The 25,240-nt window shown below is 35.1% G+C and carries 19 protein-coding genes; 16 read left to right on the plus strand and 3 right to left on the minus strand.

Annotated features, from left to right (window positions below; all coding sequences use genetic code 11):
• The first annotated feature begins 25 nt into the window (after nucleotides 1–25).
• The 7 genes from recO to ACNQF9_RS05100 all read left to right on the plus strand — a co-directional run bounded on the left by recO (nucleotide 26) and on the right by ACNQF9_RS05100 (nucleotide 7,731).
• Complete coding sequence (gene recO, locus ACNQF9_RS05070) at nucleotides 26–739, plus strand: DNA repair protein RecO (protein WP_417989741.1); 714 nt, start codon at nucleotides 26–28, stop codon at nucleotides 737–739.
• A gap of 110 nt (nucleotides 740–849) precedes the next feature.
• Nucleotides 850–1,311, plus strand: coding sequence for a hypothetical protein (locus ACNQF9_RS05075; RefSeq protein ID WP_417989742.1), 462 nt, complete (start codon nucleotides 850–852; stop codon nucleotides 1,309–1,311).
• Nucleotides 1,301–1,504 (plus strand): helix-turn-helix transcriptional regulator, encoded by a 204-nt coding sequence (locus tag ACNQF9_RS05080; protein WP_417959155.1) that lies wholly within the window; start codon nucleotides 1,301–1,303, stop codon nucleotides 1,502–1,504. Before ACNQF9_RS05075 ends, ACNQF9_RS05080 begins: the two co-directional genes overlap by 11 nt.
• A 353-nt stretch (nucleotides 1,505–1,857) precedes the next feature.
• Nucleotides 1,858–2,895: an alpha/beta hydrolase gene (locus tag ACNQF9_RS05085; protein WP_417989743.1), complete on the plus strand. Its 1,038-nt coding sequence runs from the start codon at nucleotides 1,858–1,860 to the stop codon at nucleotides 2,893–2,895.
• 298 nt (nucleotides 2,896–3,193) lie between these two features.
• Entirely contained in the window at nucleotides 3,194–6,652 is a 3,459-nt protein-coding gene (gene ileS / locus ACNQF9_RS05090; RefSeq protein ID WP_417989744.1) for an isoleucine--tRNA ligase, read from the plus strand.
• A gap of 7 nt (nucleotides 6,653–6,659) precedes the next feature.
• A complete protein-coding gene (locus ACNQF9_RS05095) occupies nucleotides 6,660–7,040 on the plus strand; it encodes a TraR/DksA family transcriptional regulator (RefSeq protein ID WP_417989745.1) in 381 nt (126 codons plus the stop codon).
• Between the two features lie 85 nt (nucleotides 7,041–7,125).
• Nucleotides 7,126–7,731, plus strand: coding sequence for a lipoprotein signal peptidase (locus ACNQF9_RS05100; RefSeq protein ID WP_417959160.1), 606 nt, complete (start codon nucleotides 7,126–7,128; stop codon nucleotides 7,729–7,731).
• Nucleotides 7,732–7,796: 65 nt separating this feature from the next.
• Here ACNQF9_RS05100 and ACNQF9_RS05105 read toward each other — a convergent pair whose 3' ends face one another.
• Genes ACNQF9_RS05105 through ACNQF9_RS05115 form a run of 3 tightly spaced genes read right to left on the minus strand, consistent with a single transcriptional unit; the run spans nucleotide 7,797 to nucleotide 9,577 of the window.
• Complete coding sequence (locus ACNQF9_RS05105; RefSeq protein ID WP_417959161.1) at nucleotides 7,797–7,994, minus strand: hypothetical protein; 198 nt, start codon at nucleotides 7,992–7,994, stop codon at nucleotides 7,797–7,799.
• A gap of 37 nt (nucleotides 7,995–8,031) precedes the next feature.
• Nucleotides 8,032–8,604: a 5-formyltetrahydrofolate cyclo-ligase gene (locus ACNQF9_RS05110; protein ID WP_417959162.1), complete on the minus strand. Its 573-nt coding sequence runs from the start codon at nucleotides 8,602–8,604 to the stop codon at nucleotides 8,032–8,034.
• Nucleotides 8,594–9,577 carry a succinylglutamate desuccinylase/aspartoacylase family protein gene (locus ACNQF9_RS05115; protein WP_417989746.1) on the minus strand — a complete coding sequence of 328 codons (984 nt, stop codon included), beginning with the start codon at nucleotides 9,575–9,577 and terminating at the stop codon, nucleotides 8,594–8,596. The genes ACNQF9_RS05110 and ACNQF9_RS05115 overlap by 11 nt, the downstream gene beginning before the upstream one ends.
• Nucleotides 9,578–9,704: 127 nt before the next feature.
• Here ACNQF9_RS05115 and uvrC point away from each other — a divergent pair, with 127 nt between their 5' ends.
• The 9 genes from uvrC to ACNQF9_RS05160 all read left to right on the plus strand — a co-directional run bounded on the left by uvrC (nucleotide 9,705) and on the right by ACNQF9_RS05160 (nucleotide 25,183).
• A complete protein-coding gene (gene uvrC, locus ACNQF9_RS05120) occupies nucleotides 9,705–11,507 on the plus strand; it encodes an excinuclease ABC subunit UvrC (protein ID WP_417989747.1) in 1,803 nt (600 codons plus the stop codon).
• Between the two features lie 36 nt (nucleotides 11,508–11,543).
• Nucleotides 11,544–13,742 (plus strand): patatin-like phospholipase family protein, encoded by a 2,199-nt coding sequence (locus tag ACNQF9_RS05125; protein WP_417989748.1) that lies wholly within the window; start codon nucleotides 11,544–11,546, stop codon nucleotides 13,740–13,742.
• A gap of 188 nt (nucleotides 13,743–13,930) precedes the next feature.
• A complete protein-coding gene (locus tag ACNQF9_RS05130) occupies nucleotides 13,931–15,088 on the plus strand; it encodes a homogentisate 1,2-dioxygenase (protein ID WP_417959166.1) in 1,158 nt (385 codons plus the stop codon).
• A 192-nt stretch (nucleotides 15,089–15,280) separates the two neighbouring features.
• Nucleotides 15,281–16,441 carry a 4-hydroxyphenylpyruvate dioxygenase gene (gene hppD / locus ACNQF9_RS05135; protein WP_417959167.1) on the plus strand — a complete coding sequence of 387 codons (1,161 nt, stop codon included), beginning with the start codon at nucleotides 15,281–15,283 and terminating at the stop codon, nucleotides 16,439–16,441.
• A gap of 290 nt (nucleotides 16,442–16,731) precedes the next feature.
• The gene (locus tag ACNQF9_RS05140; protein ID WP_417959168.1) at nucleotides 16,732–17,502 is read left to right on the plus strand and encodes a DUF3108 domain-containing protein; all 771 of its coding nucleotides are present in this window, start codon (nucleotides 16,732–16,734) and stop codon (nucleotides 17,500–17,502) included.
• Complete coding sequence (locus ACNQF9_RS05145) at nucleotides 17,502–18,437, plus strand: tryptophan 2,3-dioxygenase family protein (RefSeq protein ID WP_417989749.1); 936 nt, start codon at nucleotides 17,502–17,504, stop codon at nucleotides 18,435–18,437. The genes ACNQF9_RS05140 and ACNQF9_RS05145 overlap by 1 nt, the downstream gene beginning before the upstream one ends.
• Nucleotides 18,438–18,459: 22 nt before the next feature.
• Nucleotides 18,460–19,680 (plus strand): M23 family metallopeptidase, encoded by a 1,221-nt coding sequence (locus ACNQF9_RS05150; protein ID WP_417959170.1) that lies wholly within the window; start codon nucleotides 18,460–18,462, stop codon nucleotides 19,678–19,680.
• 178 nt (nucleotides 19,681–19,858) lie between these two features.
• The gene (gene pgi, locus ACNQF9_RS05155; RefSeq protein ID WP_417989750.1) at nucleotides 19,859–21,502 is read left to right on the plus strand and encodes a glucose-6-phosphate isomerase; all 1,644 of its coding nucleotides are present in this window, start codon (nucleotides 19,859–19,861) and stop codon (nucleotides 21,500–21,502) included.
• 375 nt (nucleotides 21,503–21,877) lie between these two features.
• Nucleotides 21,878–25,183 (plus strand): TonB-dependent receptor, encoded by a 3,306-nt coding sequence (locus ACNQF9_RS05160; protein WP_417989751.1) that lies wholly within the window; start codon nucleotides 21,878–21,880, stop codon nucleotides 25,181–25,183.
• Nucleotides 25,184–25,240: the final 57 nt, after the last annotated feature.

The following is a 25,240-nucleotide window of genomic DNA, read 5'->3' on the forward strand; positions in this document are numbered from 1 at the left end:
TTTTTTCAATCTTTAAATTAAAACTGTGCTCGTAAAAACCAAAGCCATCGTCATTTCGTCTTTAAAATTTCAAGAAAAAAGCTTGATTGTAAAATGTTTTACGTTGTCGCATGGTTTAAAATCCTATTTTGTTCGAGATGCTTTTTCCTCCAGAAAATCCAATCAAAAAATCGCGTATTTTCAACCGTTGACGATTCTCGAAATTGAAGCGGTTCATAAAAACAAAGGCACTTTAGAAAACTTCAAAGAGATAAAAATTGCCGAACCTTTCCATTCGATACATTCGGATATTTATAAAAGCACAATCGTAATGTTTATTTCTGAAATACTGCACCATTCCATTCACGAAGAAGAAACGAACGAGCATCTTTTTACTTTTCTGGAAACGGCATTGCATTGGCTCGATAATCATGATGAAATTGCCAATTTTCATCTCATTTTACTATTGGAAACCACAAAATATTTGGGTTTTTATCCTGATATTTCTGACATGGACATGCCTTTTTTCGAAATGACCGAAGGTATTTTTACCCCTTTTCATGCCATCAGTTCGCTCACGGAACATGAAAGTAATTTATTCAAAAAACTGATTGATTTAAAATTCGATAACAATCAAAAAACATTCCACGTCATCGAAAGACAAATCGTTTTACGAATTCTAATCGATTACTACAGTTTTCACTTGGACGGCTTTAAAAAACCAAAATCATTAGACGTTTTGAAAGAAGTTTTTTCATAGGTGGAAAAAATTTCTTCATAATTTATTTTTGTATCAAAAAGTAAAGTATATTTGTCTTTTAATCAAGTTTGTTGTCCTTTATGGAAAGCAAGCTTTAACTACTTAACTTTATGGAACCAAAAGCAAAACAAGAAGGAGATATTGAAAAAATTGATAAGTTTACAGGTTATCAATTACCCAACAGATTTAAAATTATTGGATTAATATTGTTTGTTATGTCATTCTTTTCTGTTCCACTTATTTCAATCTATTTAGAAAATAGTAAACACCAAGATTTATTTCAAAGGATAGGTTCGACTCTAGCTATTTTAAGTTTGCTCATGATTGCAATTTCTAAGGAAAAAGTAGAAGATGAGTTAATCGCAAAGATTAGGATGCAATCCTACCATTACGCTGTTATTGGAACGGTATTAGGCTATTTATCACTGCCATTTGTTAATTATATAATTTCCTTTAGTTTTTCTGATGCCCCAAAAATGGAAGGTGTTAAGGATATTCCAATATTTGGGTTTTTATTGTTCATGCAAATTCTTACTTTCCGTAAGTTAAAAAAAGCGTATAATGAAGAATAGACTAAAAGTAGAACGCGCCATTTTAAATTTAACTCAAGAGGAATTGGCAGAGAAAATAGGGGTTTCTAGACAAACGATAAATTCAATTGAAACCAATCGGTTTGTGCCATCAACAGTTCTTGCCCTAAAATTATCAAAGTTATTTGAAAAATCGGTTAATGATTTCTTTGAGTTAGAAGGCGATGAAAAATAATAGGTAATAACTACAAGTTGATAAGAAACCGTACATAGTTCAGACAGTCAAGAATTAGTACTATTTTTTCTGATTTAGCTTACTATTAAAAATGCTATTAAAGAACTTATAAATTTTAAAATTCTCAAATAATTATTTACTATATTTGATATAAATAAGTAATTTTTTTCATTTTTAACCTACTGAAAATCAAAATTTTGACTACCCGAGTCTTTTAAAGTAAACTTGCTAATATATTGTTAGTCGCGTTTTAAAAGGCTATATCTTAAAGAGTAATTTGTTAAATAGCACGTCTCATTTTTTTGAATTCACCTACAGAGTTTAATTATACCTTTAAATTAAAAAAAGATCAAATGAAATCAAAATTCAAAAAAGTAGGAACATTATTGTTAGCCATTGCTTTTTCTAGTGAAGTGTCTGCACAAACAAAAGATGCTTCACAGGATCCTAACATTGAAAGCAATATTAGAGGGTTTCTTAAAGTGCTAAATTCGGGAACAGGAAAGCCATTAGAGCAATTGTCTCCTGTCGAAGCTAGAAAAGTGCTTGTAGGTGCTCAAGCATCTGTTAAGGTTGATATGTCTGGTATAACTGTTACTGAAAAGACAATTGTTGAGGGCGGAGAAAGCATTAAAATAAATATAGTGAAGCCAGAAAATGCAAAAGGGACATTACCTGTCTTTATGTTTTTTCATGGTGGTGGCTGGGTGCTGGGCGATTTCCCTACGCATCAACGAATGGTGCGTGATTTAGTGGTTGCCTCTGGTGCGGTAGCCGTTTTTGTAAATTACACACCCTCTCCAGAAGCACGTTATCCTGTTGCCATTACTCAAGCCTATAACGCAACAAAATGGGTAGCAGCACATGGGAAAGAAATTGGTGTTGATGGAAAACGCCTAGCGGTTGCAGGAAACAGCGTTGGAGGAAATATGGCTACTGTTGTTGCACTGATGGCTAAAGATAAAAAAGGACCAGAGATTAAATTACAAGTTTTATTTTGGCCTGTAACCAATGCTAATTTTGAAACAGAATCTTATAATTTATTTGGCAAAGACCGATTTCTGACTAAGAACTTAATGATGTGGATGTGGGATAATTACACAACAGATCCTAAACAGCGTAAAGAAATTTATGCTTCCCCTTTACTAGCGACTACCAACCAGTTAAAAGGATTGCCACCCGCATTAGTACAAACTGCCGAAAATGATATTCTAAGAGATGAAGGAGAGGCGTATGCCCGTAAATTAGATGAAGCAGGAGTAAAAGTCACAGCAACTCGTTACAATGGAATGATCCACGATTGGGGTTTATTAAATGCAATAAGTACAATTCCCGGCACAAAATCAGCGTTGTTGCAAGCTGCAGCGGAATTAAAAAAGGCACTTAAATAGTTTGGCTTTTACAACAATAGCTTAATGTAAGTTTTCTAAAAAGCATCCTGAATCTTGAATTCTAGATGCTTTTTATTTGTTTTAGAGCGTTTTTTAGGACTAGTTTATGGATTATTTTTTGTTCGGGATTAAAAAATATTTGCAGCTATTTTACTTCGTTGGTGGTCTTTATTTAAGTTTTCACTCCTTTGAATCACCATAAAGGATTCCGTTACGCTCTCACGCAAAAATTCGTCGCGCATTACTCATTACTCATAACTATTTATTACTTTCGCAATTCGATTTAGAAAAGGATAAAATGAGCACAAAATTTACTGAATACAAAGGACTTGACTTACCAACTGTGGCGTCAGAAGTTCTGGATTTTTGGAAGAAAGAAAACATATTCGAGAAAAGCGTAACCACTCGTGAAGGAAACACCCCATTCGTATTTTTTGAAGGGCCGCCTTCGGCAAATGGATTGCCAGGAATTCACCACGTAATGGCACGTGCTATTAAAGATATTTTTTGCAGGTATAAAACTCAAAAAGGGTTTCAAGTGAAGCGGAAAGCGGGCTGGGATACCCACGGTTTACCTGTGGAACTGGGTACTGAAAAAGAATTAGGAATTACCAAAGAAGATATAGGAAAAACCATTTCCATCGAAGAATACAACGAAGCGTGTAAAAAAACCGTAATGCGTTACACAGACGTATGGAATGATTTGACTGAAAAAATGGGCTATTGGGTGGATATGGAAGATCCATACGTGACCTATAAATCCAAATACATGGAAACGGTTTGGTGGATTTTGAAACAAATCTACAATAAGGATTTGATGTACAAAGGCTATACCATTCAGCCGTATTCTCCAAAAGCAGGCACAGGATTATCTTCTCATGAAGTAAACCAACCGGGAAGTTATAGAGATGTGACAGATACGACTGTTGTGGCACAATTTAAAGTGATTGATGCGCATAAAGAGTTATTATTCTCTAAGTTTTATGATTACATCAGTTCTCATAATTTAGTACAGTATAAGTTAGAAGTTTTGGATTTAGAGGAAATCTTTATCTTAGCATGGACCACAACGCCTTGGACATTGCCAAGTAATACGGCTTTGACTGTAGGTCCAAAAATTGAATATGCTTTAGTAAAAACATTCAATCAATATACGTTCCGTCCGGCAACATTGATTTTGGCTAAGAAATTAGTAGCCAAACAGTTTGGGAAAGGGTTCTTCGAAAGTAGTGAACCTGCTGATTTTGAAAACTTCAAAGAAGGCGATAAGAAAATTCCGTATCAGGTTTTGGCGGAATGCAAAGGAGCGGATTTAGTTGATATTCGTTACGAACAATTAATGCCATTAGTGCTGCCGTATCAAAATGCTGAAAATGCTTTTAGAGTAATTTCTGGAGATTTTGTAACCACCGAAGATGGAACAGGAATTGTGCACACATCGCCTACTTTTGGTGCTGATGATGCCAAGGTAGCTAAAGAAGCTACGCCAGAGATCCCGCCAATGTTAGTTCTGGACGAAAATGGAACTCCGGTTCCGTTAGTAGATTTACAAGGGAAATTCACCTCACATGTGGGAGAATATGCTGGTAAATACGTAAAAAATGAATATTACAACGACGGTGAAGCGCCAGAACGGTCTGTAGATGTTGAAATCGCCATTCGATTGAAAGAAGAAAACCGAGCATTTAAAGTAGAGAAATATGTCCACAGTTATCCACATTGCTGGAGAACAGACAAGCCTATTTTATATTATCCACTGGATTCTTGGTTTATAAAAATCTCGGAAGTTAAAGATAGAATGTTTGACTTGAACGAAACCATCAACTGGAAGCCAAAAGCAACCGGAGAAGGACGTTTTGGAAATTGGTTAAAAAATGCCAATGACTGGAATTTATCACGATCCAGATTTTGGGGAATTCCATTGCCAATCTGGAGAACCGAAGACAAACAAGAAGAAATCTTAATCGGTTCTGTTGAAGAATTATACAACGAAATCGAAAAATCAATTGCAGCTGGTTTTCAAAATCAAAATCCTTTCAAAGGGTTTGAAATAGGGAATATGGCAGAAGAAAACTACGATTTAGTGGACTTGCATAAAAATGTAGTTGACGAAATTACTTTGGTTTCTGCATCCGGAAAACCAATGACGCGAGAAGCTGATTTGATTGATGTTTGGTTTGATTCAGGTTCTATGCCCTATGCACAATGGCATTACCCTTTTGAAAACAAAGATAAAATTGACGAGAATAAGGATTTTCCAGCGGATTTTATTGCTGAAGGAGTCGATCAAACGCGTGGTTGGTTTTATACCTTGCATGCTATTGGGACCTTAGTTTTTGATAAAGTAGCCTATAAAAATGTGGTTTCTAACGGATTGGTTTTGGACAAAAATGGACAAAAAATGTCTAAACGTCTTGGGAATGCAGCAGATCCATTCGAAACATTAAAGGAATACGGCCCAGATGCGACGCGTTGGTACATGATAGCGAATGCGAATCCTTGGGACAACTTGAAATTTGATTTAGAGGGAATTGCTGAGGTACGTAGAAAATTCTTTGGAACACTATACAACACGTACTCGTTTTTTAGCTTATATGCGAATATTGATGGATTCAAATACGAAGAAGCGGAGATTCCATTAAGTGAAAGACCGGAAATTGATCAATGGATCATTTCTGAATTGAACACTTTGATACAAGAAGTGGATGGTTTTTATGCGGATTATGAGCCTACTAAAGCTGCTCGTGCCATTTCTGAATTTGTACAGGAAAACTTGAGCAACTGGTACGTTCGTTTGTGCAGGAGACGCTTCTGGAAGGGGGAATATGCACAAGATAAAATCGCTGCGTATCAAACCTTGTATACCTGTTTGTTAACCATAAGTAAATTGGGTGCGCCTATTGCGCCTTTCTTCATGGACAAACTTTACAGAGACTTAACGTTAGCAACACAGTCAGAAAAATATGACAGTGTACATTTGGCGGAGTTTCCAATTTCGGTTGAAAACTATGTTAATAAAATGTTAGAGAGCAAAATGCAGAAGGCGCAGACCATTTCATCTTTGGTTTTGTCACTTCGAAAAAAGGAAATGATAAAGGTACGTCAACCCTTGCAAAAGGTAATGATTCCGGTACTTGATGAGAATCAAAGGGCTGAAATAGAGGCGGTTTCTGATCTCATAAAAGCAGAAGTTAACGTGAAAGAGATAGTGCTTTTGGACGATGCCTCAGGAGTTTTGGTAAAACAAGTCAAACCTAATTTTAAAGCGCTAGGACCCCGTTTTGGTAAAGATATGGGATTGGTTTCCAGAGAGATACAAGGTTTTACAGTAGCTCAGATAAGTCAATTGGATAAGAAAGGAAGTCTGGATGTTATAATTGCAGGAAATAACGTAACTTTAACTTTAGAAGACGTTGAAATAACTTCACAAGATATTGAAGGTTGGCTGGTAGCCAACTCAAATGGCATAACGGTTGCGCTTGATATAACAATTTCTCCAGCATTGAAACAAGAGGGTATTGCAAGAGAATTGGTAAACAGAATTCAGAATATTCGTAAAGATTCAGGATTTGAAGTTACGGACAAGATTAAAGTTCAGCTGAAAAGAAATGGGTCTTTAGAAGAGGCAATTATTAAAAATGAAGCGTATATAAAATCAGAAACATTAACCAATCATTTGGTTTTTGTCGATGAAATTGAAAACGGTACAGAGATAGAATTTGATGATATAAAAACAATGATATTAATTTCAAAATAATATAAAAATGGTAGATGAAATTGCAAAATACTCAGAAGCTGATTTAGCAGAGTTCAAAGAGATAATCCTTGGTAAAATTCAAAAAGCACAATTAGATTTAGATTTGATAAAAAGTGCCTATATGAATGATTTAAATAATGGAACTGATGATACATCACCAACATTTAAAGCTTTTGAAGAAGGGAGCGAAACGATGTCTAAAGAAGCAAACTCGCAACTGGCGATTCGTCAGGAAAAGTTTATCCGTGATTTGAAAAATGCTCTGTTCCGTGTTGAGAATAAGACGTACGGAATTTGTAAAGTTACAGGCAAATTAATTGGAAAAGAAAGATTGAAAATTGTTCCTCACGCCACAATGAGTATCGAAGCGAAAAACCTGCAACGATAATCCCTTTGTTAAAAACTATTTAACGCTCCATTGGGAGCGTTTTTTTTGATTAAATTGCTATTTTTGCGCCACTAAAATTTATAAAATGTCATTACGAAAAGCGTATCTCCTTATTTTTATTCTATTGCTTGTTGATCAAGTTTCAAAAATATACATAAAAACTAATTTTATTTTAGGAGAAGAAGTTGAAGTGTTCAAATGGTTCAAAATCTTATTCATAGAAAATGAGGGGATGGCATGGGGTACTGAAATTCCAGGTGCTTATGGCAAGTTAGTCCTAACCTTGTTTAGACTGGTTGCAGTAGCTGGAATAGGATACTGGTTGTGGGACTCTGTTGAGAGAAAACACAGTTCGAATTACTTGATTGTAGCTATTTCATTAATTCTTGCCGGTGCATTTGGCAACATTATAGACTCTGTTTTTTACGGAGTTATTTTTGATGATAGTCAACAGCAACTAGCCACTTTGTTCTCTGATCAGCCTTATGGAACCTGGTTTCACGGTAAAGTAGTCGATATGTTTTACTTTCCTTTTTGGCATGGAAATTTACCAAGCTGGCTACCCATTTGGGGCGGAAGAGAATTTACTTTTTTTAACGCTATTTTTAATATAGCGGATGTTGCCATTTCAACAGGGGTTGGTATTTTGATTTTTTTCAATAATAAAGCATTTCATCATAAAACGGCATAAATTTTTCAATCAGAAATTTATAAAATAAAAAAGACCTATTTCAGGATAGAAATAGGTCTTTTAGATTAATGTTTGTTTTGTCCTGGAGCATAACGTTTGGCACTTTTGCCGCCATATATTTTTTTAGCTTGTCCAGGTGGAAGTTTTTTAGCGTTATAGGTTGATCTGCTAGTTCCAGTACGAATGCTGCAGTTTGATAATGAAACTGCAAATAGAATTACCATAAGGGATACGGCAAATCTTGAATTTTTAAATGTTCTCATAACTTATTTAGGTTTTATCGGTTGCGAAAGTACGAATTCAAAATTTAAAGGAGTGAATGGAATCGGGTGTCACACAATAATCTAGCTTTACATCACCTTCAAAAATATCGGTAATTAGTTCTTCGGGTTCAAATAGCGAAAGCCCTACCTTGATTACATCTGGTTTGCATTTAGATAAAAAGGTATCATAAAACCCCATGCCATACCCCACGCGATGTCCTTTTTTATCGAAAGCCAAAAGTGGTACAAAAACTACCTCAATTTTAGTTGAAGGCACTTCAATTCCATCTACAGGTTCCGGAATATTGTATTCGTTTTTTTGTATTCGTGTATTGTCTGTCAATAGGAAATGAGTCATGTTACGGGTCGTGAAATCAGCTTTCGAAACCAGAATTTCCTTGTCTTTTCCCGATAGTACGTGCAAAACATATTCGGTGTTGACTTCCTTATGTTCCATAATGGGAAGGAAAATATGAAAGTACGTTTTATCCCAAATGGGAAGTTTTAGTAGTGTATTGGAGACCGCTAAGCTCAATTCGTCAATTTCATTTTCAGAAAGGGAATTTCGTAAGGCTTTGTATTTTTTTCGTAAGGCTGTTTTATTCTTCATCTTCTTCATTAGTGTTTGACAGGTGGTAAATAGCATCACCCTCATAAACAATAGGAGAATGATTGGCGTTGATTACGTAACCATCATTTGGCGCTTTAACTTTTCGCTCAAACTTCCCATAGGGATCGGTTATAGTAGCTAGAATTGTTCCCTTTTGTACAAAATTACCAATAGTATTATAATCGTGTAATAATCCGGAGCACTTGGCTCTAATCCAACCTGATTTTTCAATATAGATTGACGGTGATTTTGGTTTCATAACGATATGTTTTGGATCTAACATACCAAGATGAGACAACAGGCGTTTTGCACCATTAACTCCTTCGTCAGCAACGAAATTATTAATATCAAGTGATTTACCGCCTTCAAAAAGCAGCATTTTTACATTCATTTTTTCACTGGAACTTCGGAAAGAACCTGAAATGTTTTTGGAATACAACGTAAACGGAGCATTAAAAACATCGGCTAATATTTTTAATTGTTCATTGTTCTGGGTAAGACGAATTTGTGGCGCATTGAATCGACTGGCACCACCAGCATGAAAATCTACAGCATATTGTACAATTGGCATAATCTCTGTTAAAATATGAAAGGCAAATCTACTGGCTAAAGAACCCGTTTTACTGCCTGGGAAAACCCTGTTTAGATCTCTTCCGTCGGGAAATTCCCTGGATTTATTGACAAATCCATATACGTTTATAATTGGAATACAAATGATTGTGCCTTTTTTTGGCCTGTTTATTTTCTTGCTGATCAATTGCCGAACGATTTCGACACCGTTAATTTCATCTCCATGAATTCCTGCAGAGAAAAGCACGACCGGGCCATCAATTTTAGAGCGTCTTACAATAACGGGGATGTTTAGTTTTGTGGTGGTGTGTAAGCGGGCAATCTCGACATTGATGGTTTTGCTTTCGCCCGGAATAATGCTTTCGCCGAAAATTACGATTGGGGTGGTATTGGTTTTTATCATAGGTTCTTGAAACCATAAAAATAACGATAATAACGAATTAGAAACTACAATTCTGATAAAAATTTCGGCAGAAAGATTTCAAGAGTATTGATTTGTATTTCGTGATTTTTGAGATTAACTTTGTTACATGAATCCAACTACTTTAGTGCTTCAAATTCAAACGTTACCGGATGGGCCCGGCGTATACCAATATTACGACAAGGAAGGGAAAATTTTGTATGTGGGCAAAGCCAAAAATTTAAAAAAAAGAGTTTCTTCTTATTTCAATAAAATTCACGATACGGCCAAAACCAATGTGCTGGTAAAGAAAATTGTAACCATAAAGCACATCGTGGTTCCTACGGAAACCGATGCGCTGTTACTAGAAAATAACCTGATAAAAACCCTGCAGCCCCGTTACAACGTGTTGTTGCGGGATGATAAAAGTTATCCTTGGTTGTGTATCAAGAAAGAACCTTTTTCTCGGATATTTGCCACCCGAAGAATGGTCAAAGACGGGTCGGAATATTTTGGGCCGTATACCAGTTTCAAAACCGTCAGCACTATCTTAGAACTCATCAAAGAGTTGTACCCGTTACGGACTTGTAATTATGATTTAAGTAAAAGCAATATCGAAAGTGGGAAATTTAAGGTGTGTCTCGAATACCACATTGGTAATTGCATGGGGCCTTGTGAAGGATTAGAAACTTTAGAAAATTATCAAAAGCAGGTGGATGCCATTCGCGAAATCCTGAAAGGAAATTTCAAAGAAAGTATGAAGGATTTCAAACGGGTCATGACGAATCTGGCAGCCGATATGCATTTTGAAGAAGCCCAAAAAATTAAAGAGAAAATAGAAGTTCTCGAAAATTACCAATCACGCTCTACGATTGTAAATCCAAAAATTACGAATATTGATGTATTTTCAATTGTCTCGGATGAAAGTGCGGCCTATGTAAATTTTCTGCAAATTTCTCATGGTTCGATTATTCGTTCGCACACGATGGAAATCAAAAAGAAATTGGATGAACCCGATGAAGAATTACTAGAATTGGCGATTGTCGAGTTACGTGAACGTTTTCAATTGCTGTCTCGTGAAGTTATCGTTCCGTTTCACGTAGATTTAGGGGAACATATAAAAATTACCGTTCCGCAGCTAGGGGACAAAAAGCAAATTTTGGATTTGTCCATTCGAAACGCAAAGTTTTACCGAATCGAACAACTGAAACAATTGCAAATTGTAGATCCGGATCGCCATACAAAAAGGATTATGGCTCAAATGCAAAAAGACTTGCGTTTGCCGGTAGAGCCAAGGCATATCGAATGTTTTGATAACTCGAACATTCAAGGAACGAATCCTGTTTCGGCTTGTGTGGTTTTTAAAGATGGAAAACCTAGTAAGAAGGATTACCGTCATTTTAATATTAAAACGGTTGAAGGGCCGGATGATTTTGCTTCGATGACCGAGGTAGTTTATAGACGATACAAACGATTGCTGGACGAAAAAGAACCCTTACCTAATTTAATCATTATTGACGGAGGAAAAGGACAATTATCAGCAGCGCTGAAAAGCCTTGATGAATTGGGTTTGCGAGGAAAGATTGCTATAATTGGTATTGCCAAAAGACTGGAAGAGTTGTTTTATCCGGGTGATTCTATTCCGTTGTATTTAGATAAAAAATCAGAGACACTCAAAATAATCCAGCAATTGCGAAATGAAGCGCACCGATTTGGGATTACACATCACAGAGATAAAAGGAGTAAGGCAGCATTAAACTCTTCCATTGAAAGCATTCCCGGTATTGGTGAAAAGACGATGTTAGCCTTAATCCAACACTTTAAAAGTGTTAAAAGATTAAAGTTAGCGACAGAAAAAGAAATTTCTGACGTTATAGGTATATCAAAAGCCAAAAAAATTACCGAATTTTACAAGGCCACAAACGAAAATTAATACACCCGCATTTGATGACGGAATAAATTGCTGTTTATGAAGAAAATCACACTATTACTGATTGTTTTAAGCAGCTTAACGGTTTTTTCACAAGCGCAAAAAAGACCCAAGATAGGCTTGGTTTTGAGTGGTGGTGGTGCAAAAGGATTTGCTCATATAGGAGTTCTGAAAGTATTAGAAGAAGCAGGTGTCAAGATTGATTACATTGGAGGAACCAGTATGGGAGCTGTTATTGGCGGACTTTATGCTTCGGGTTACAATGCAAATCAGATTGATTCTATTTTTCAGGCCACAAATTTCAATGAATTAATCAATGATTTTATTCCCAGATCTTCCAAAAATTTCTACGAAAGAAGAAACGACGAATTGTATGCGCTGGTTTTGCCGTTTAATAAAATGAAAATTGGAATTCCGGAGGCATTGTCAAAAGGAATGTACAATTATAACTTATTGAGTAGGATAACAAGAAATGTAAGAGATGTAAAGGATTTTAATCAGCTTCCAATTCCTTTTTTATGTATTGGTACCAACATAGAAACAGGGGAAGAAGTGTTGTTGAATAAAGGCAATTTAGCTCAAGCGATGATTGCCAGCTCTGCATTTCCCTCTTTGTTTTCTCCTGTTGAAATTGATGGAAAAATCTTAGTTGATGGGGGAGTTGTTAATAATTATCCCATTGAGGAAGTACGAAAATTAGGGGCGGATATTATTATAGGTGTTGATGTTCAAAATGATTTATTGGACAGGACACAACTCAAGGATGCGACTAAGATTTTAGTGCAAATTACGAATCTTCAATCTATAGAGCGAATGAAGAGAAATGTGAGTGACACCGATATTTATATCAGACCCGATGTAACACAATACGGTGTAATTTCTTTTGACAAAGGAAAAGAAATAATTAGAAAAGGGGAAGAAGCTACTTTTGCGGTTTATGAACAAATAAAAAAAATTGTTGATGAGTCCAATCCGTATCGAAAGCCTAAGCTTAAATTTTATTCGGATAGCTTGCAGATAGGAGCTATAAATAGCAATGAATTAGATAATTATACAAAAGAGTATATCATTAGTAAATTAAAATTCAAACCAGGAACAAAGACCTGTTATGATGATTTGTTAAAGGGAATTAATAATATCAATGCCACTCAAAATTTTAGTGCTATCTCGTATTCATTGGAACCAAATAAAGAGAATGTAGATCTGAATATCAGTTTAACAGAAAATGGAACAAAAACGTATTTGAAATTCGGATTGCATTATGATAATTTGTTCAAAAGTGGTGTTTTGGTAAATTTGACCCGCAAAAAAACACTTTTTAAAAACGATATCGCTTCTCTTGATGTTGTTTTAGGAGATAATATCAGATATAATTTAGACTACTATATTGAAAATGGATTTAATTTAAGTTTTGGTTTTAAATCGAATTACAATCAATTTAATAGAAATATTGCCAGAGAAATAAGCAGTTTGAATTTAGAAGGTTTAGGGATTAATTCTATCAATGTGGATTTCATGGATCTCACGAATCAAGCTTATTTTCAATCTTTATTTGTTCAAAAATTTTTAATTGGAGGAGGAGTTGAGTTGAAATATTTAAAGATAAAATCCGAAACATTGTCCAATGTTGACCCAACGATTGACAATAGTAACTATCTAAGTCTTTTCGGCTATATGAAATTTGACTCTTTTGATAATAAATATTTCCCTAAAAACGGGTGGTATTTTACCGGAGATATTCAATCATATTTGCTCTCGTCTAATTATACCGGTGATTTCAAACCCTTTTCGATTGCTAAAGCTGATTTTGGTGTAGCAGCTTCCTTATTCAAAAACGCAACAGTAAAATTTCAAACGGATGCTGGGTTTTCTTTTGGTCAGGAAAGTGTTTCGTTTTTTAATTTTATTTTGGGAGGGTATGGATATAATCCGCTTAATAACTTCAAATATTTGTATGGATACGATTACTTGAGTGTAGCTGCCAATAGTTATATAAAATCGACAGCAACAGTAGATTATGAATTTTATAAAAAAAATCATGTCAATTTTTCGGCAAATTTTGCTAATATCGGTGATCGGATTTTCGAGATTGTAGATTGGATCTCTATTCCAAAATACTCAGGATATGCAGTAGGATACGGTTTAGAAACCGTAATTGGCCCTGTAGAGATAAAATATTCCTGGTCACCAGAACAGCCCAAAGGCTTTACTTGGTTCAGCATTGGGTTTATGTTTTAATTGTAATTTATTTCAATATTAATTCCGATATTTGTTATCATGAAAACAACTTGGAGCGGTTTATTAGGATATCTGCAATTTCTCATCAAGAGGAATCCCGAATAGATTGCATTTTTTTGATTTAATTAAATAAGTTTAGTTCGATGAAACTTTAAACTTTAAGACTATCACTTTTAAACAAAAAAATCATGCCTTTATATCATAAATTGGGAAATTTCCCCCAAAAAAGACACACGCAATTCGAAAAGCCAAATGGTGGATTGTATTATGAACAACTTTTTGGAACAGAAGGTTTTCACGGACACTCCGCTTTGTTATATCACGTTCACAGACCAACACAGGTAAAGGAAATTCTAAAATCCTATTCGGTAGAGCCGAAAATTGCCATTGGAAAAAACATAAAATCGTTATTATTAAAAGGGTTTGAGCTAAAACCGGAAGATGATTTTCTGGACAGTCGCAAAGCGATGTTAGTCAATAAAGATTGTACTATTGGGTTAGCCGCGCCAAGGCAATCATTACGAAACTATTTCTATAAAAATGCCGATGCCGATGAAATGATTTTCATTCACAAAGGAAAAGGAAAATTGCGCACCATGATGGGAAATATTCCTTTCGAATATGGTGATTACTTGATTATTCCTCGCGGAATAATCTATCAAATTGATTTTGAAACAACGGAAAATCGATTGTTTTATGTAGAATCATTTGCTCCATTTTATACGCCTAAAAGATATAAAAACGAATCAGGTCAACATTTGGAACATTCTCCATTTTGCGAGCGTGACTTTATTTTGCCAACAGAATTAGAAACGCACGATGAAAAAGGAGATTTTTTAATCAAAATCAAAAAAGAAGGAATGATACACGAATTCGTTTACGCTTCGCATCCCTTTGATGTAGTAGGTTGGGACGGATATAATTTCCCTTACGGATTCAGTATTCACAATTTTGAGCCTATCACAGGTCGCGTGCACCAGCCGCCACCAGTCCATCAAACTTTCGAAACTTCGACATTTGTAGTTTGTTCCTTCTGTCCGCGATTGTATGATTACCACCCAAAAGCAATTCCGGCGCCTTATAATCACAGTAATATCGATAGTGATGAGGTGTTGTATTACGTAGATGGCGATTTTATGAGCCGCAACAATATTGAGCAAGGGCACATTACATTGCATCCAAAAGGGATTCCGCATGGGCCCGCACCAGGAGCAATGGAACGCAGCATCGGTCATACTGAAACCCACGAATTAGCGGTAATGGTTGATACATTCCGTCCGTTAATGGTAACCGAAGTGGCTATGGGACTTGATGATGGCCAGTATTATAAATCTTGGGTAGAATAATCAGGAGCTATTTCCTGCTGTACACTTTATCTTTTCCTGACTAAAGAAGCTAGAAAAAGGATGCCGTTTCCATCAGGGCTTGGCTTTATTATAATCAATAATATTTTTTAAATAATTTAATCTGTGTAAATCTATTGTAGTAGCGTCAACGGCGTTCTGGAATTAGCGATACCGAATCAAAAAATAGATACCATGTCAAAAGAAGTAAAATCAGTAGAATACGGACTCGAAAAAATATTTGAAGGAGCACAAGATTTCCTTCCTTTATTGGGAACCGACTATGTAGAATTCTATGTAGGAAATGCAAAACAATCCGCACATTATTATAAAACAGCTTTCGGTTACCAATCCTTGGCGTATGCCGGATTAGAAACCGGAGTGAGAGACAGAACGTCGTATGTCTTAAAACAAGATAAGATTCGTATTGTATTAACCACACCCTTAACGCAAGATTCTCCCATACATGAGCATTTGAGAAAACATGGTGATGGCGTGAAAGTTGCCGCTCTTTGGGTAGAAGATGCCACTAGTGCGTACGAAGAAACCATGAAGCGGGGTGCGCGCTCTTTTATGGAGCCAACAGTAGAGAAAGATGAGCATGGAGAAGTAGTGCGTTCCGGGATTTATACTTATGGGGAAACCGTGCATATTTTTGTGGAGCGCAAAAATTACAATGGTGTTTTCTTGCCAGGTTATAAGGAATGGAAATCAGATTACAATCCAGAACCAACCGGTTTAAAATACATTGATCACATGGTGGGAAATGTGGGTTGGAACGAAATGAACACTTGGGTGAAGTTCTATGAAGAAGTAATGGGATTTGTGAATTTTCTTTCTTTTGATGACAAGCAAATCAATACGGAATATTCCGCATTGATGAGTAAAGTAATGTCTAATGGAAACGGAAGAATCAAATTTCCAATCAACGAACCTGCCGAAGGAAAGAAAAAATCACAAATAGAGGAATACCTTGACTTTTATGGTGGACCTGGAATTCAGCACATCGCAATAGCTACCGATGATATTATCCAGACAGTATCTCAACTTAAAGCGCGAGGAATCGAATTCTTATCGGCACCTCCGCATACCTATTATCAAGCAATACCGGAGCGATTGGGCGATCACATGAAAATGATGAAGGAGGATTTAAATGAAATTGAAAAATTAGCCATCATGGTTGATGCTGATGAAGAAGGATATTTACTGCAAATATTTACAAAACCGGTCCAAGACAGACCAACCTTGTTTTTTGAAATTATACAAAGAATGGGAGCCAAAGGTTTTGGTGCAGGGAACTTTAAAGCGCTATTTGAATCAATTGAGAGAGAACAGCAATTGCGAGGAACGTTATAAAAAAGCATTATTTTTATAGATAGTGAAAAAATAATCGATGAATAGCGTGTTTTTTTGTAAATGTTGTGTTAAACTTTATTTTTCACTAAAATAACTGAATTTGTTAGCTACCTTTGCACTCGCAAAAAGGGAAGGGGTGGTTTCCTTCCTGATTTCATATAAATTTCATAGTTTATAGTTTTTTGGTTAGTTAATAGCATAAAAACTCAGTCATTATTTGACTGAGTTTTTTTGTTTTAATATATTTGGAACAAAATTTGCTTACAGACAGTATCTTGACAAATTAAGTAATGAAAAAACTAATCTTATTCTTTGTATTGATTATTACCGTAAGTTTTGATTCTCCCCAAGAGGACGCTTACGATGTGGGGGAATGGTTTAAATTTAGGATCCATTACGGGATTGTCAATGCGGGTTATGCTACCCTGGAGGTAAAAGATGCAATTGTCAATAACAAAAAGACTTTTCATGTAGTGGGTAAAGGCTATACAACAGGAATGTCACGCTTTTTTTTCAAAGTAGATGATCTTTATGAAAGCTATATTGATAAGGAAACCAGAAATCCATACCAGTTTGTCCGAAAAATTAATGAAGGCGGGTATACTAAAAACCAAGAAGGCTTTTTTAATCAGTCTACCAATAAAGTTGTTGTAAAAGATTACAAACACAAGACCGAAAAAACGCTATACATTCCAAAAAACACACAAGATATTTTATCTACCTTTTATTATTTAAGAAATTATCCTACTATTGATAAGTTAAAGATTGGGGAATCAGTGGCAATCGATATGTTTTTTGATGATGAGACTACAAAGTTCAAACTAAAATTTATCGGACGAGAAAGCATAACTACAAAATTTGGTGTTGTTCCTACAATGATTTTTAGGCCTTTAGTACAATCCGGGCGGGTTTTTAAAGAACAAGAAAGTCTTACCGTATGGATTTCGGATGATGATAATAAAGTACCGTTAAGAATAAAAGCCAGTCTGGCAGTAGGTTCAATTAAAGCAGATCTTGATGCATACAAAGGGTTGAAAAATCCTTTTAAAACAAAAAAATAATGAACAATAATGAAAATTCAGAAGCTATTTTAAAAGAAATTGAGCTTAAGTACGATGCAATAAATCAAAAAACGGAGACCCAGTTAGAGGGATTGTTGTGGTCAAAACCCATTACATACTGGGATTATATTCAAACAGATGCTTTGTTAGGTCTTCAAATTCAACGAACTACGCTTCCTGATGAAATGGTTTTTATTATGTACCATCAAGTGAATGAATTGATTTTTAAGATGGTACTTTGGGAAATGAAGCAAATTTCATATTGTGAGAATATCAATACGGTCTTTTTTACAGAACGACTAATGAGAATCAGCCGTTATTTTGATATGTTAACGACCTCTTTTAGCATTATGGGTGATGGAATGGAAGTAGAACAATACATGAAGTTTAGAAATACGCTGACTCCTGCTAGCGGTTTTCAAAGTGCACAATATCGTTTAATAGAATTTTCGTCTACTGACCTAATAAATTTGATCGATCACCGTTATAGAGATTCAATAGATAGAAACACATCATACGATTTTGCTTTAGAGCACCTGTATTGGCAAGCTGCAGGTAAGGATTATCACACCGGTAAAAAATCGTTTTTATTGGAGGAGTTTGAAAAAAAATATAAGAATTTGTTCCTGAGCCATATGGAAGAATACAATACCATTAATATTTGGCAAAAATTCAAACAATTACCAGAATTAGATCAAAAAAATCCAGAACTAATTCAAGCGATGCGCCATTATGATTATACGGTGAATATTACGTGGGTAATGCAACATTTGAATACAGCAAAAAAATATATTGATCAAAGCGGGAAAGGAGATGGCGAAGCTACTGGAGGAAGTGACTGGAAAAAATACATGCATCCCAAATACCAGAGAAGAATTTTCTTCCCGGAATTATGGAGTAGCCATGAATTAGACAATTGGGGAGTAGAAATGTAGATTGAATAAAAAACAACAAGGTTTGAAACAAATATTTATAGTTATTATAGCACTATTCTTTTTAATATCATGTAACAAAAAAAAGGAAATAGAGCCAGAGAAAACAGTGAAAGTTGTTCCTAAAAAAAGTGAGTTCGGATTTGTATATGCTGATTTTAATGTAGTCCACGATACTATAAAAAGAGGAGATACTTTTGGGACCTTATTAGAAGAGCAGAACATTGGAGAGCGAAAAGTATATGATATTATTGCCAAAGTAAGAGACAGTTTTGATGTGAGAAGCATCAGGATAAATAAACCTTTTACAATCCTGCGATCTAAAAACAAGAAACATAATTTAGAGGTTTTTATCTATCAACCCGATAATTTAAGTTATTACGTAGTTGATTTCCGTGATACAGCACTAGTGGTTTATAAAAAAACCAAACCCATTACCATTAAACGACGCACTATTGGCGGAGTTTTAAAAGAATCATTGTCTGAGACTTTAGGAAATGCCAGAATTGAAGGGGCTCTAGCAAGCAAAATCGCCAAAATTTATGCCTATTCCATCGATTTCATGAAGCTTAAAAAAGGAGATCGTTTTGCAATCACTTTTACGGAGCGGTATATAAATGATACGGTTTATGATGGGGTCGAGGAACTTGAGGCTTCGTTTTTTGAATATGGAGGGAAAATTATTTATGCATTTCCTTTTGCTCAGAACCCTAATTCAGATAAAATACAATACTATAATGAAGAAGGGAAAACACTAAAAAATTTCTTTCTAAAATCACCAATAAAATTCAGCAGAATATCCTCACGGTTTTCATCCAGTCGATTTCATCCGGTGCAACACCGTTGGAAAGCACATAAAGGAACGGATTATGCTGCACCTCGCGGAACTCCCATTACCGTTACCGCAGGGGGTATTGTAGAACAAAGTGGGTTTACTGCGGGAAATGGAAATTTTGTAAAAGTAAAACACAACGGAACGTATTCGACACAGTACTTGCACATGTCCAAAATATTGGTGAGACGCGGACAACGGGTCAATCAAGGTCAAGTTATTGGCTTAGTAGGGAGTACAGGTCTTGCTACAGGACCGCATGTATGTTATCGCTTCTGGAAAAACGGTAGACAAGTAGATGCACTAAAACTTAAATTGCCTAATGGAGAGCCAATGAGTGGTAGTAATAAAAATCATTTTATTAAAACAATCACCCCATTAAAATTTCAATTAGACAGTGTTGCTAATTTATAATTGTACAGCGCTAGCTTAACCGTATTTTTTTTGAAAATGAGGGGCTTGGGACAATTTCAAAGTGGTACAATTTGTGGTTTTGTTGTTAAATTGTGATATAATTCGAAACACTTTTTCCATTAAAACTAATTTGAGTATTTTTGCCTAAATTTTTAACCTTACTACAATTTTTTTATAAATGGCTTTAAATACAATAAACCCAACAGAAACAAGCGCTTGGAAGAAACTTGAAATTCATTACTTAGAGATGAAAAAAGCTTCTATGCAAGAGCTGTTTTTATTAGACGGAGAGAGAACAGAAAAATTCAATTTGAAGTGGAATGATTTTTTAATCGATTATTCTAAAAATATTATCAATCAAGAAACAATTCAACTATTGTTAGAATTGGCTACTGAAGTTGGCTTGAAAAGTGCGATTAAAGATTATTTTGATGGGGCACTCATCAACCAAACAGAGAATAGAGCTGTATTGCATACTGCCTTGCGTGCCAATGAATCAGCAGTTACTACTGTCGACGGAATTGATATAATTCCTGAGGTGTATGATGTAAAAAATAAAATTAAAGCCTTTACGGATGAAGTGACTTCAGGAGAAAGAAGAGGGTTTACAGGAAAACTCTTCACGGATGTTGTTAATATAGGGATAGGAGGTTCTGATCTAGGACCCGCTATGGTTGTTGAGGCTTTAGAGTTCTATAAAAATCATTTAAATGTTCATTTTGTTTCTAATGTAGATGGAGATCATGTAAATGAAATCATAAATAAATTAGATCCAGAAACTACTCTTTTTGTAATTGTTTCTAAAACATTTACCACACAAGAGACCCTAACTAATTCTGAGACAATCAGAAAATGGTTCTTACAGTCTGCAAAACAAGAAGATGTGGCTAAGCATTTTGTTGCAGTTTCTACAAATATTCAAAAAGTAACAGATTTTGGGATAAATCCTGACAATGTTTTTCCTATGTGGGATTGGGTTGGAGGTAGGTTTTCCCTATGGAGTGCAGTAGGACTTACGATAAGTTTAGCGGTGGGTTATGACAATTTCAATGGACTTTTAAAAGGGGCCAATAAAATGGATGATCATTTTAAAACCACTGATTTTGATACAAATATGCCAGTAATTTTGGCCTTATTGAGTATATGGTATAATAATTTCTTTGGGGCAGAAAGCGAAGCTTTAATTCCCTATACACAGTATCTGCAAAAACTAGCGCCTTACCTGCAACAGGGTACAATGGAAAGCAATGGTAAAAGCGTGGGTCGCGATGGGAAGCCGGTAAATTATCAAACAGGAACTATCATCTGGGGAGAGCCGGGTACTAATGCCCAACACGCATTCTTTCAATTGATTCATCAAGGAACAAAGTTGATCCCAGCGGATTTTATAGGTTTTGTAACCCCTTTATACGGTGATAATGATCATCATGATAAGTTAATGTCTAACTTTTTTGCACAAACAGAAGCGTTAATGCATGGAAAATCAAAAGAGCAAGTTCAAGCTGAATTTGAGCAACAAGGGTTTGCCGCACAAAAAGCAGAATTTCTCCTGCCTTTTAAAGTCTTTTCTGGTAATAAACCTACCAATACTATTTTGATTCAAAAACTTACCCCGGAAACTTTAGGTTCTCTGATTGCGCTCTATGAACATAAAATTTTTGTACAAGGGGTTATCTGGAATATTTTTAGTTTTGATCAATGGGGAGTTGAATTGGGTAAACAATTAGCGAATTCAATTTTAGAAGAAATTAACACGAAAACAGTTAAAAGCCATGATAGTTCTACGGCTTTTTTACTAAACCATTTTTTATTGAATAAATAGGATTTTTTTAATCACTGTTTTTAATAATTTTTAATGTAATTTAAACTTTTTGATCTTTTCATGAGAACATATGAGATTCAAAAGCCCTGATTTTAAGTAATTAGGGCTTTTTTTTGTAAAAGTAACGCTGTTGTAATCCTTTTTTAGAAGAAATTGGAGTGTGAGTTAAGGTAAAATTTCAACTTTTTTTATGAAAAAATTAATAAAAAATTAATATGATACCTAATAATAGGAGTTTTTAACAAAAAACAAGAAAAATCATTTAAAGTTAAAATTCCTATTTTGAAAAAGGATATCCTTAACATTATGTTAACTTTTTAAAGCAAAAATGTTTTATTTTTGCTGAAAATTAATAAACTAAACAAAAAAACAAAAATGAAAAGAATTATTTTTATTTTGATTATTTTTTTATCAGTTGTAGGTCATTCGCAGGTTACTAGTTCTGCTATGTCTGGTACTGTTAAATCAAATTCTGGAGAAACTCTTCCTGGAGCTTCAGTTGAGGTTGTTCATAAGCCTACAGGAACGAAATATTTTTCTACGACAAGTGCTAATGGAGGGTATGCAGTTCAAGGAATTAGACCAGGTGGTCCTTACACCGTAAAAGTAACTTACGTAGGTTATAAAACAACAGAAATTACTGAAATCAATGCACCTTTAGGAAATAATTTAACTGTAAATGTTGTAGTAGAAGAAGAATCAAATGCTTTGAATGAAGTAATTGTTTCTACAAAATCTAAAGGAAATTTTAATAAAGGTAGAACTGGAGCATCTCAACAATTCACAAATAGAGAAATTACAGCTATACCGGTAACAGGCGCACGTTCTATAAACTCAATTACAAAGTACAATGCCAATGCGGGTAGTAATGGTACTTTTGGAGGACAAGATTCAAGATTAAACAATTTTTCTATTGATGGATCTGTTTTTAATAATGGTTTTGGTTTAGGTAGTGATTCACAAGCAGGAGGAAGAACAGGTTCAACAGCTATTTCTTTAGATGCAATCGAACAATTGCAAGTAAGTATAGCTCCTTATGATGTTCGTCAATCAGGATTTTTAGGATCTGGAATAAATGCAGTTACTAAGAGTGGAACAAACGAAGTGGAAGGATCAGTTTACCATTCATTCCGAAGCAATAAGAAAGACTTTATAGGAACTAAAGCAGGAGAAAGAACAGTAATTCCTGGAAAATTTGAAGAAAAGATTTGGGGAGCCAGAATTGGTGCACCAATCATTAAAGATAAATTATTTTTCTTTGGAAATTTTGAAACTATAGAAAACATAAGCCCGGCTACCACTTGGACTTCTACAGGTTCACCACAACCAAGTGCTCAAGTTTCGGCGCCTACTTATGCGCAAATGGAAACACTTTCTAATTTTTTAAGAGACAAGTTTAATTACACGACTGGGCCTTGGGAAAATTATGATGCAGAAAGAATTTCAAAAAAATTCCTTGCCAGAGTTGACTGGAATATTAATAGCAATCATCAATTGACGGCTCGTTATGTTTTTCATAACTCAAATTCTGATGAGTTGACATCAAACTCAAATTCATTAGGTTTTGGAAACAGAAGAACAAGTCCGCTTGCTATGTCCTTCAAAAATAGCGGATACGTTATTCAAGATAATACGAGATCAGCAGTTTTAGAATTAAACAGTAAATTAAGTAATTCTTGGTACAATAACTTTATTGCGGGTTACGACAAACAAATTGAAGATAGAGCATTACAAGGTGGAGGTTTGTTCCCAACAATTGATATATTAAATGGATCAAACACATTTATTTCTGCAGGTTTAGATCCATTTACACAGGGTAATAAACTTTCTTATTCTACTTTACACTTTACCAATAATTTGACCAAAACTATAGGTAAACATTCTTTATTGTTTGGTTCTAATTTTGAGCATTTCAAATCAAGTAATTTGTTTTTCTCTGGTTCTAATGGTGTTTATGTATTTAATTCATTAACTGATTTTTATGCAGCAGCTAATCAATCAGCAAATACTGGAGGAGCGCCATCTACAACAGCACTTCCTGCACGTTTCCAATTTAGATATTCTGCATTGCCGGGAGCTCAAGAACCATTACAAGTATTTAAGTCTAATAAATTAGATTTGTATACTCAGGACGAAATGAAATTGAGTGATAGATTCAAATTAACAGTTGGTCTTCGTGCTTCAGCAGTTTGGTTTGCTGATACGGCTCTTGAAAATCCAGCAGTTACTGCTTTAACTTTTGCACAAGGGCAAAAGTTTAATACTGGGGAGATGCCTGAAACACAGTATTTGTTAGAGCCTAGAGTTGGTTTTAATTTAGATTTAAACGGTGATTCATCTACGCTTCTTCGTGGAGGTAGTGGTGTGTTTACCGGTAGAGCACCTTCTGTTTATTTATCGAATGCGATTGGTAATAATGGAGTACTTACAGGATTTGTTGACGTGAGTGGTACAGCATTAGCATCAGGAGGATATGGTTTTACTCCAAATCCTAATGATTATTTTATTCCAAATACACCAACTCTTCCAACTACATTTGAATTGGCTTTCACCGATAAAAAATTTAAGTTTCCTCAAGTTTGGAAAACCAATGTTGCAGTTGATCAAAAACTTCCTTTAGGTTTTGTAGGTACTATAGAAGGGATTTTTCAAAGAAATATTAATGCGATCCATTATTACAACAGTAATTTTGATGCGCCTGTTGGAACTTTCAGTGGTCCGGATAACAGACCAAGATATGCGCGTACGGATGCGGGTGTTCGTGTAAATGACAATGTTTCAAGTGCGGTAGTTTTAACTAATACGGATAGAGGATATTTTTATTCTACAACTTTTAAATTAGAGTATCCATACAAAAAAGGTCTTTGGGGATCTTTTGCTTACACACATTCAAGTGCTAACGATTTATTATCTCCAGGTTCTATTGCTTCTGGTTCATGGACTGGTGCTAGATCTGTAAATGGAAATAACAATTTACCATTAGCATTGTCTAACAACAACACACCACATAGATTAGTTGGTATTTTAGGATACAAAATCGAATATGGTAAAAATGTTGGTGCGGCGACTTCAATCAACTTAGGGTATATCGGAGAGCAAGCAGGACCATTTTCTTACTCTTACGGAGGAGATATGAATGGAGATAGAGTAAACAATAATGACTTGATTTACGTTCCTAAAAATGGAAATGAGATTCGTTTTCAACCATTGCCAGTTACAAATGTTGTAAATGGAGTTAATGTTGTAACTACATATACTGAAGCGCAACAACAACAAGCGTATGATTCTTACATCAGTCAAGATAAATATCTTTCTACAAGAAGAGGGCAGTATGCACAGAGAAACGGAGGGGTTTTACCTATGTTACATCGTTTGGATTTATCAGCAACTCAAGATTTTTATATTACAATCGCAGGAAAAAAGAACAATTTCCAATTCAGAGCAGATATCTTAAACTTTACCAATTTTATTAATAAAGATTGGGGAGTTACACAAAGGGTGACTAATGCAAATGTCTTGAATTACAGAACAGCTACTGTGAATGTACCGTTTTTCCAATTAGCAACTCAAGTAGAAGCTGATGGTAGTAGAATTTTAATTAAAGATACTTTCCAGAAAAATGCTTCAACTTTTGATGTTTGGCAAGCACAATTCACACTTAGATACATTTTTGGTAAATAAGCGTATTTTAAGCTATTGAATATTTAAAACCACGTTGAAAAGCGTGGTTTTTTTATG

Source organism: Flavobacterium amylolyticum, from assembly GCF_048284335.1.
In the GTDB taxonomy this organism is placed as follows: Bacteria; Bacteroidota; Bacteroidia; order Flavobacteriales; family Flavobacteriaceae; genus Flavobacterium.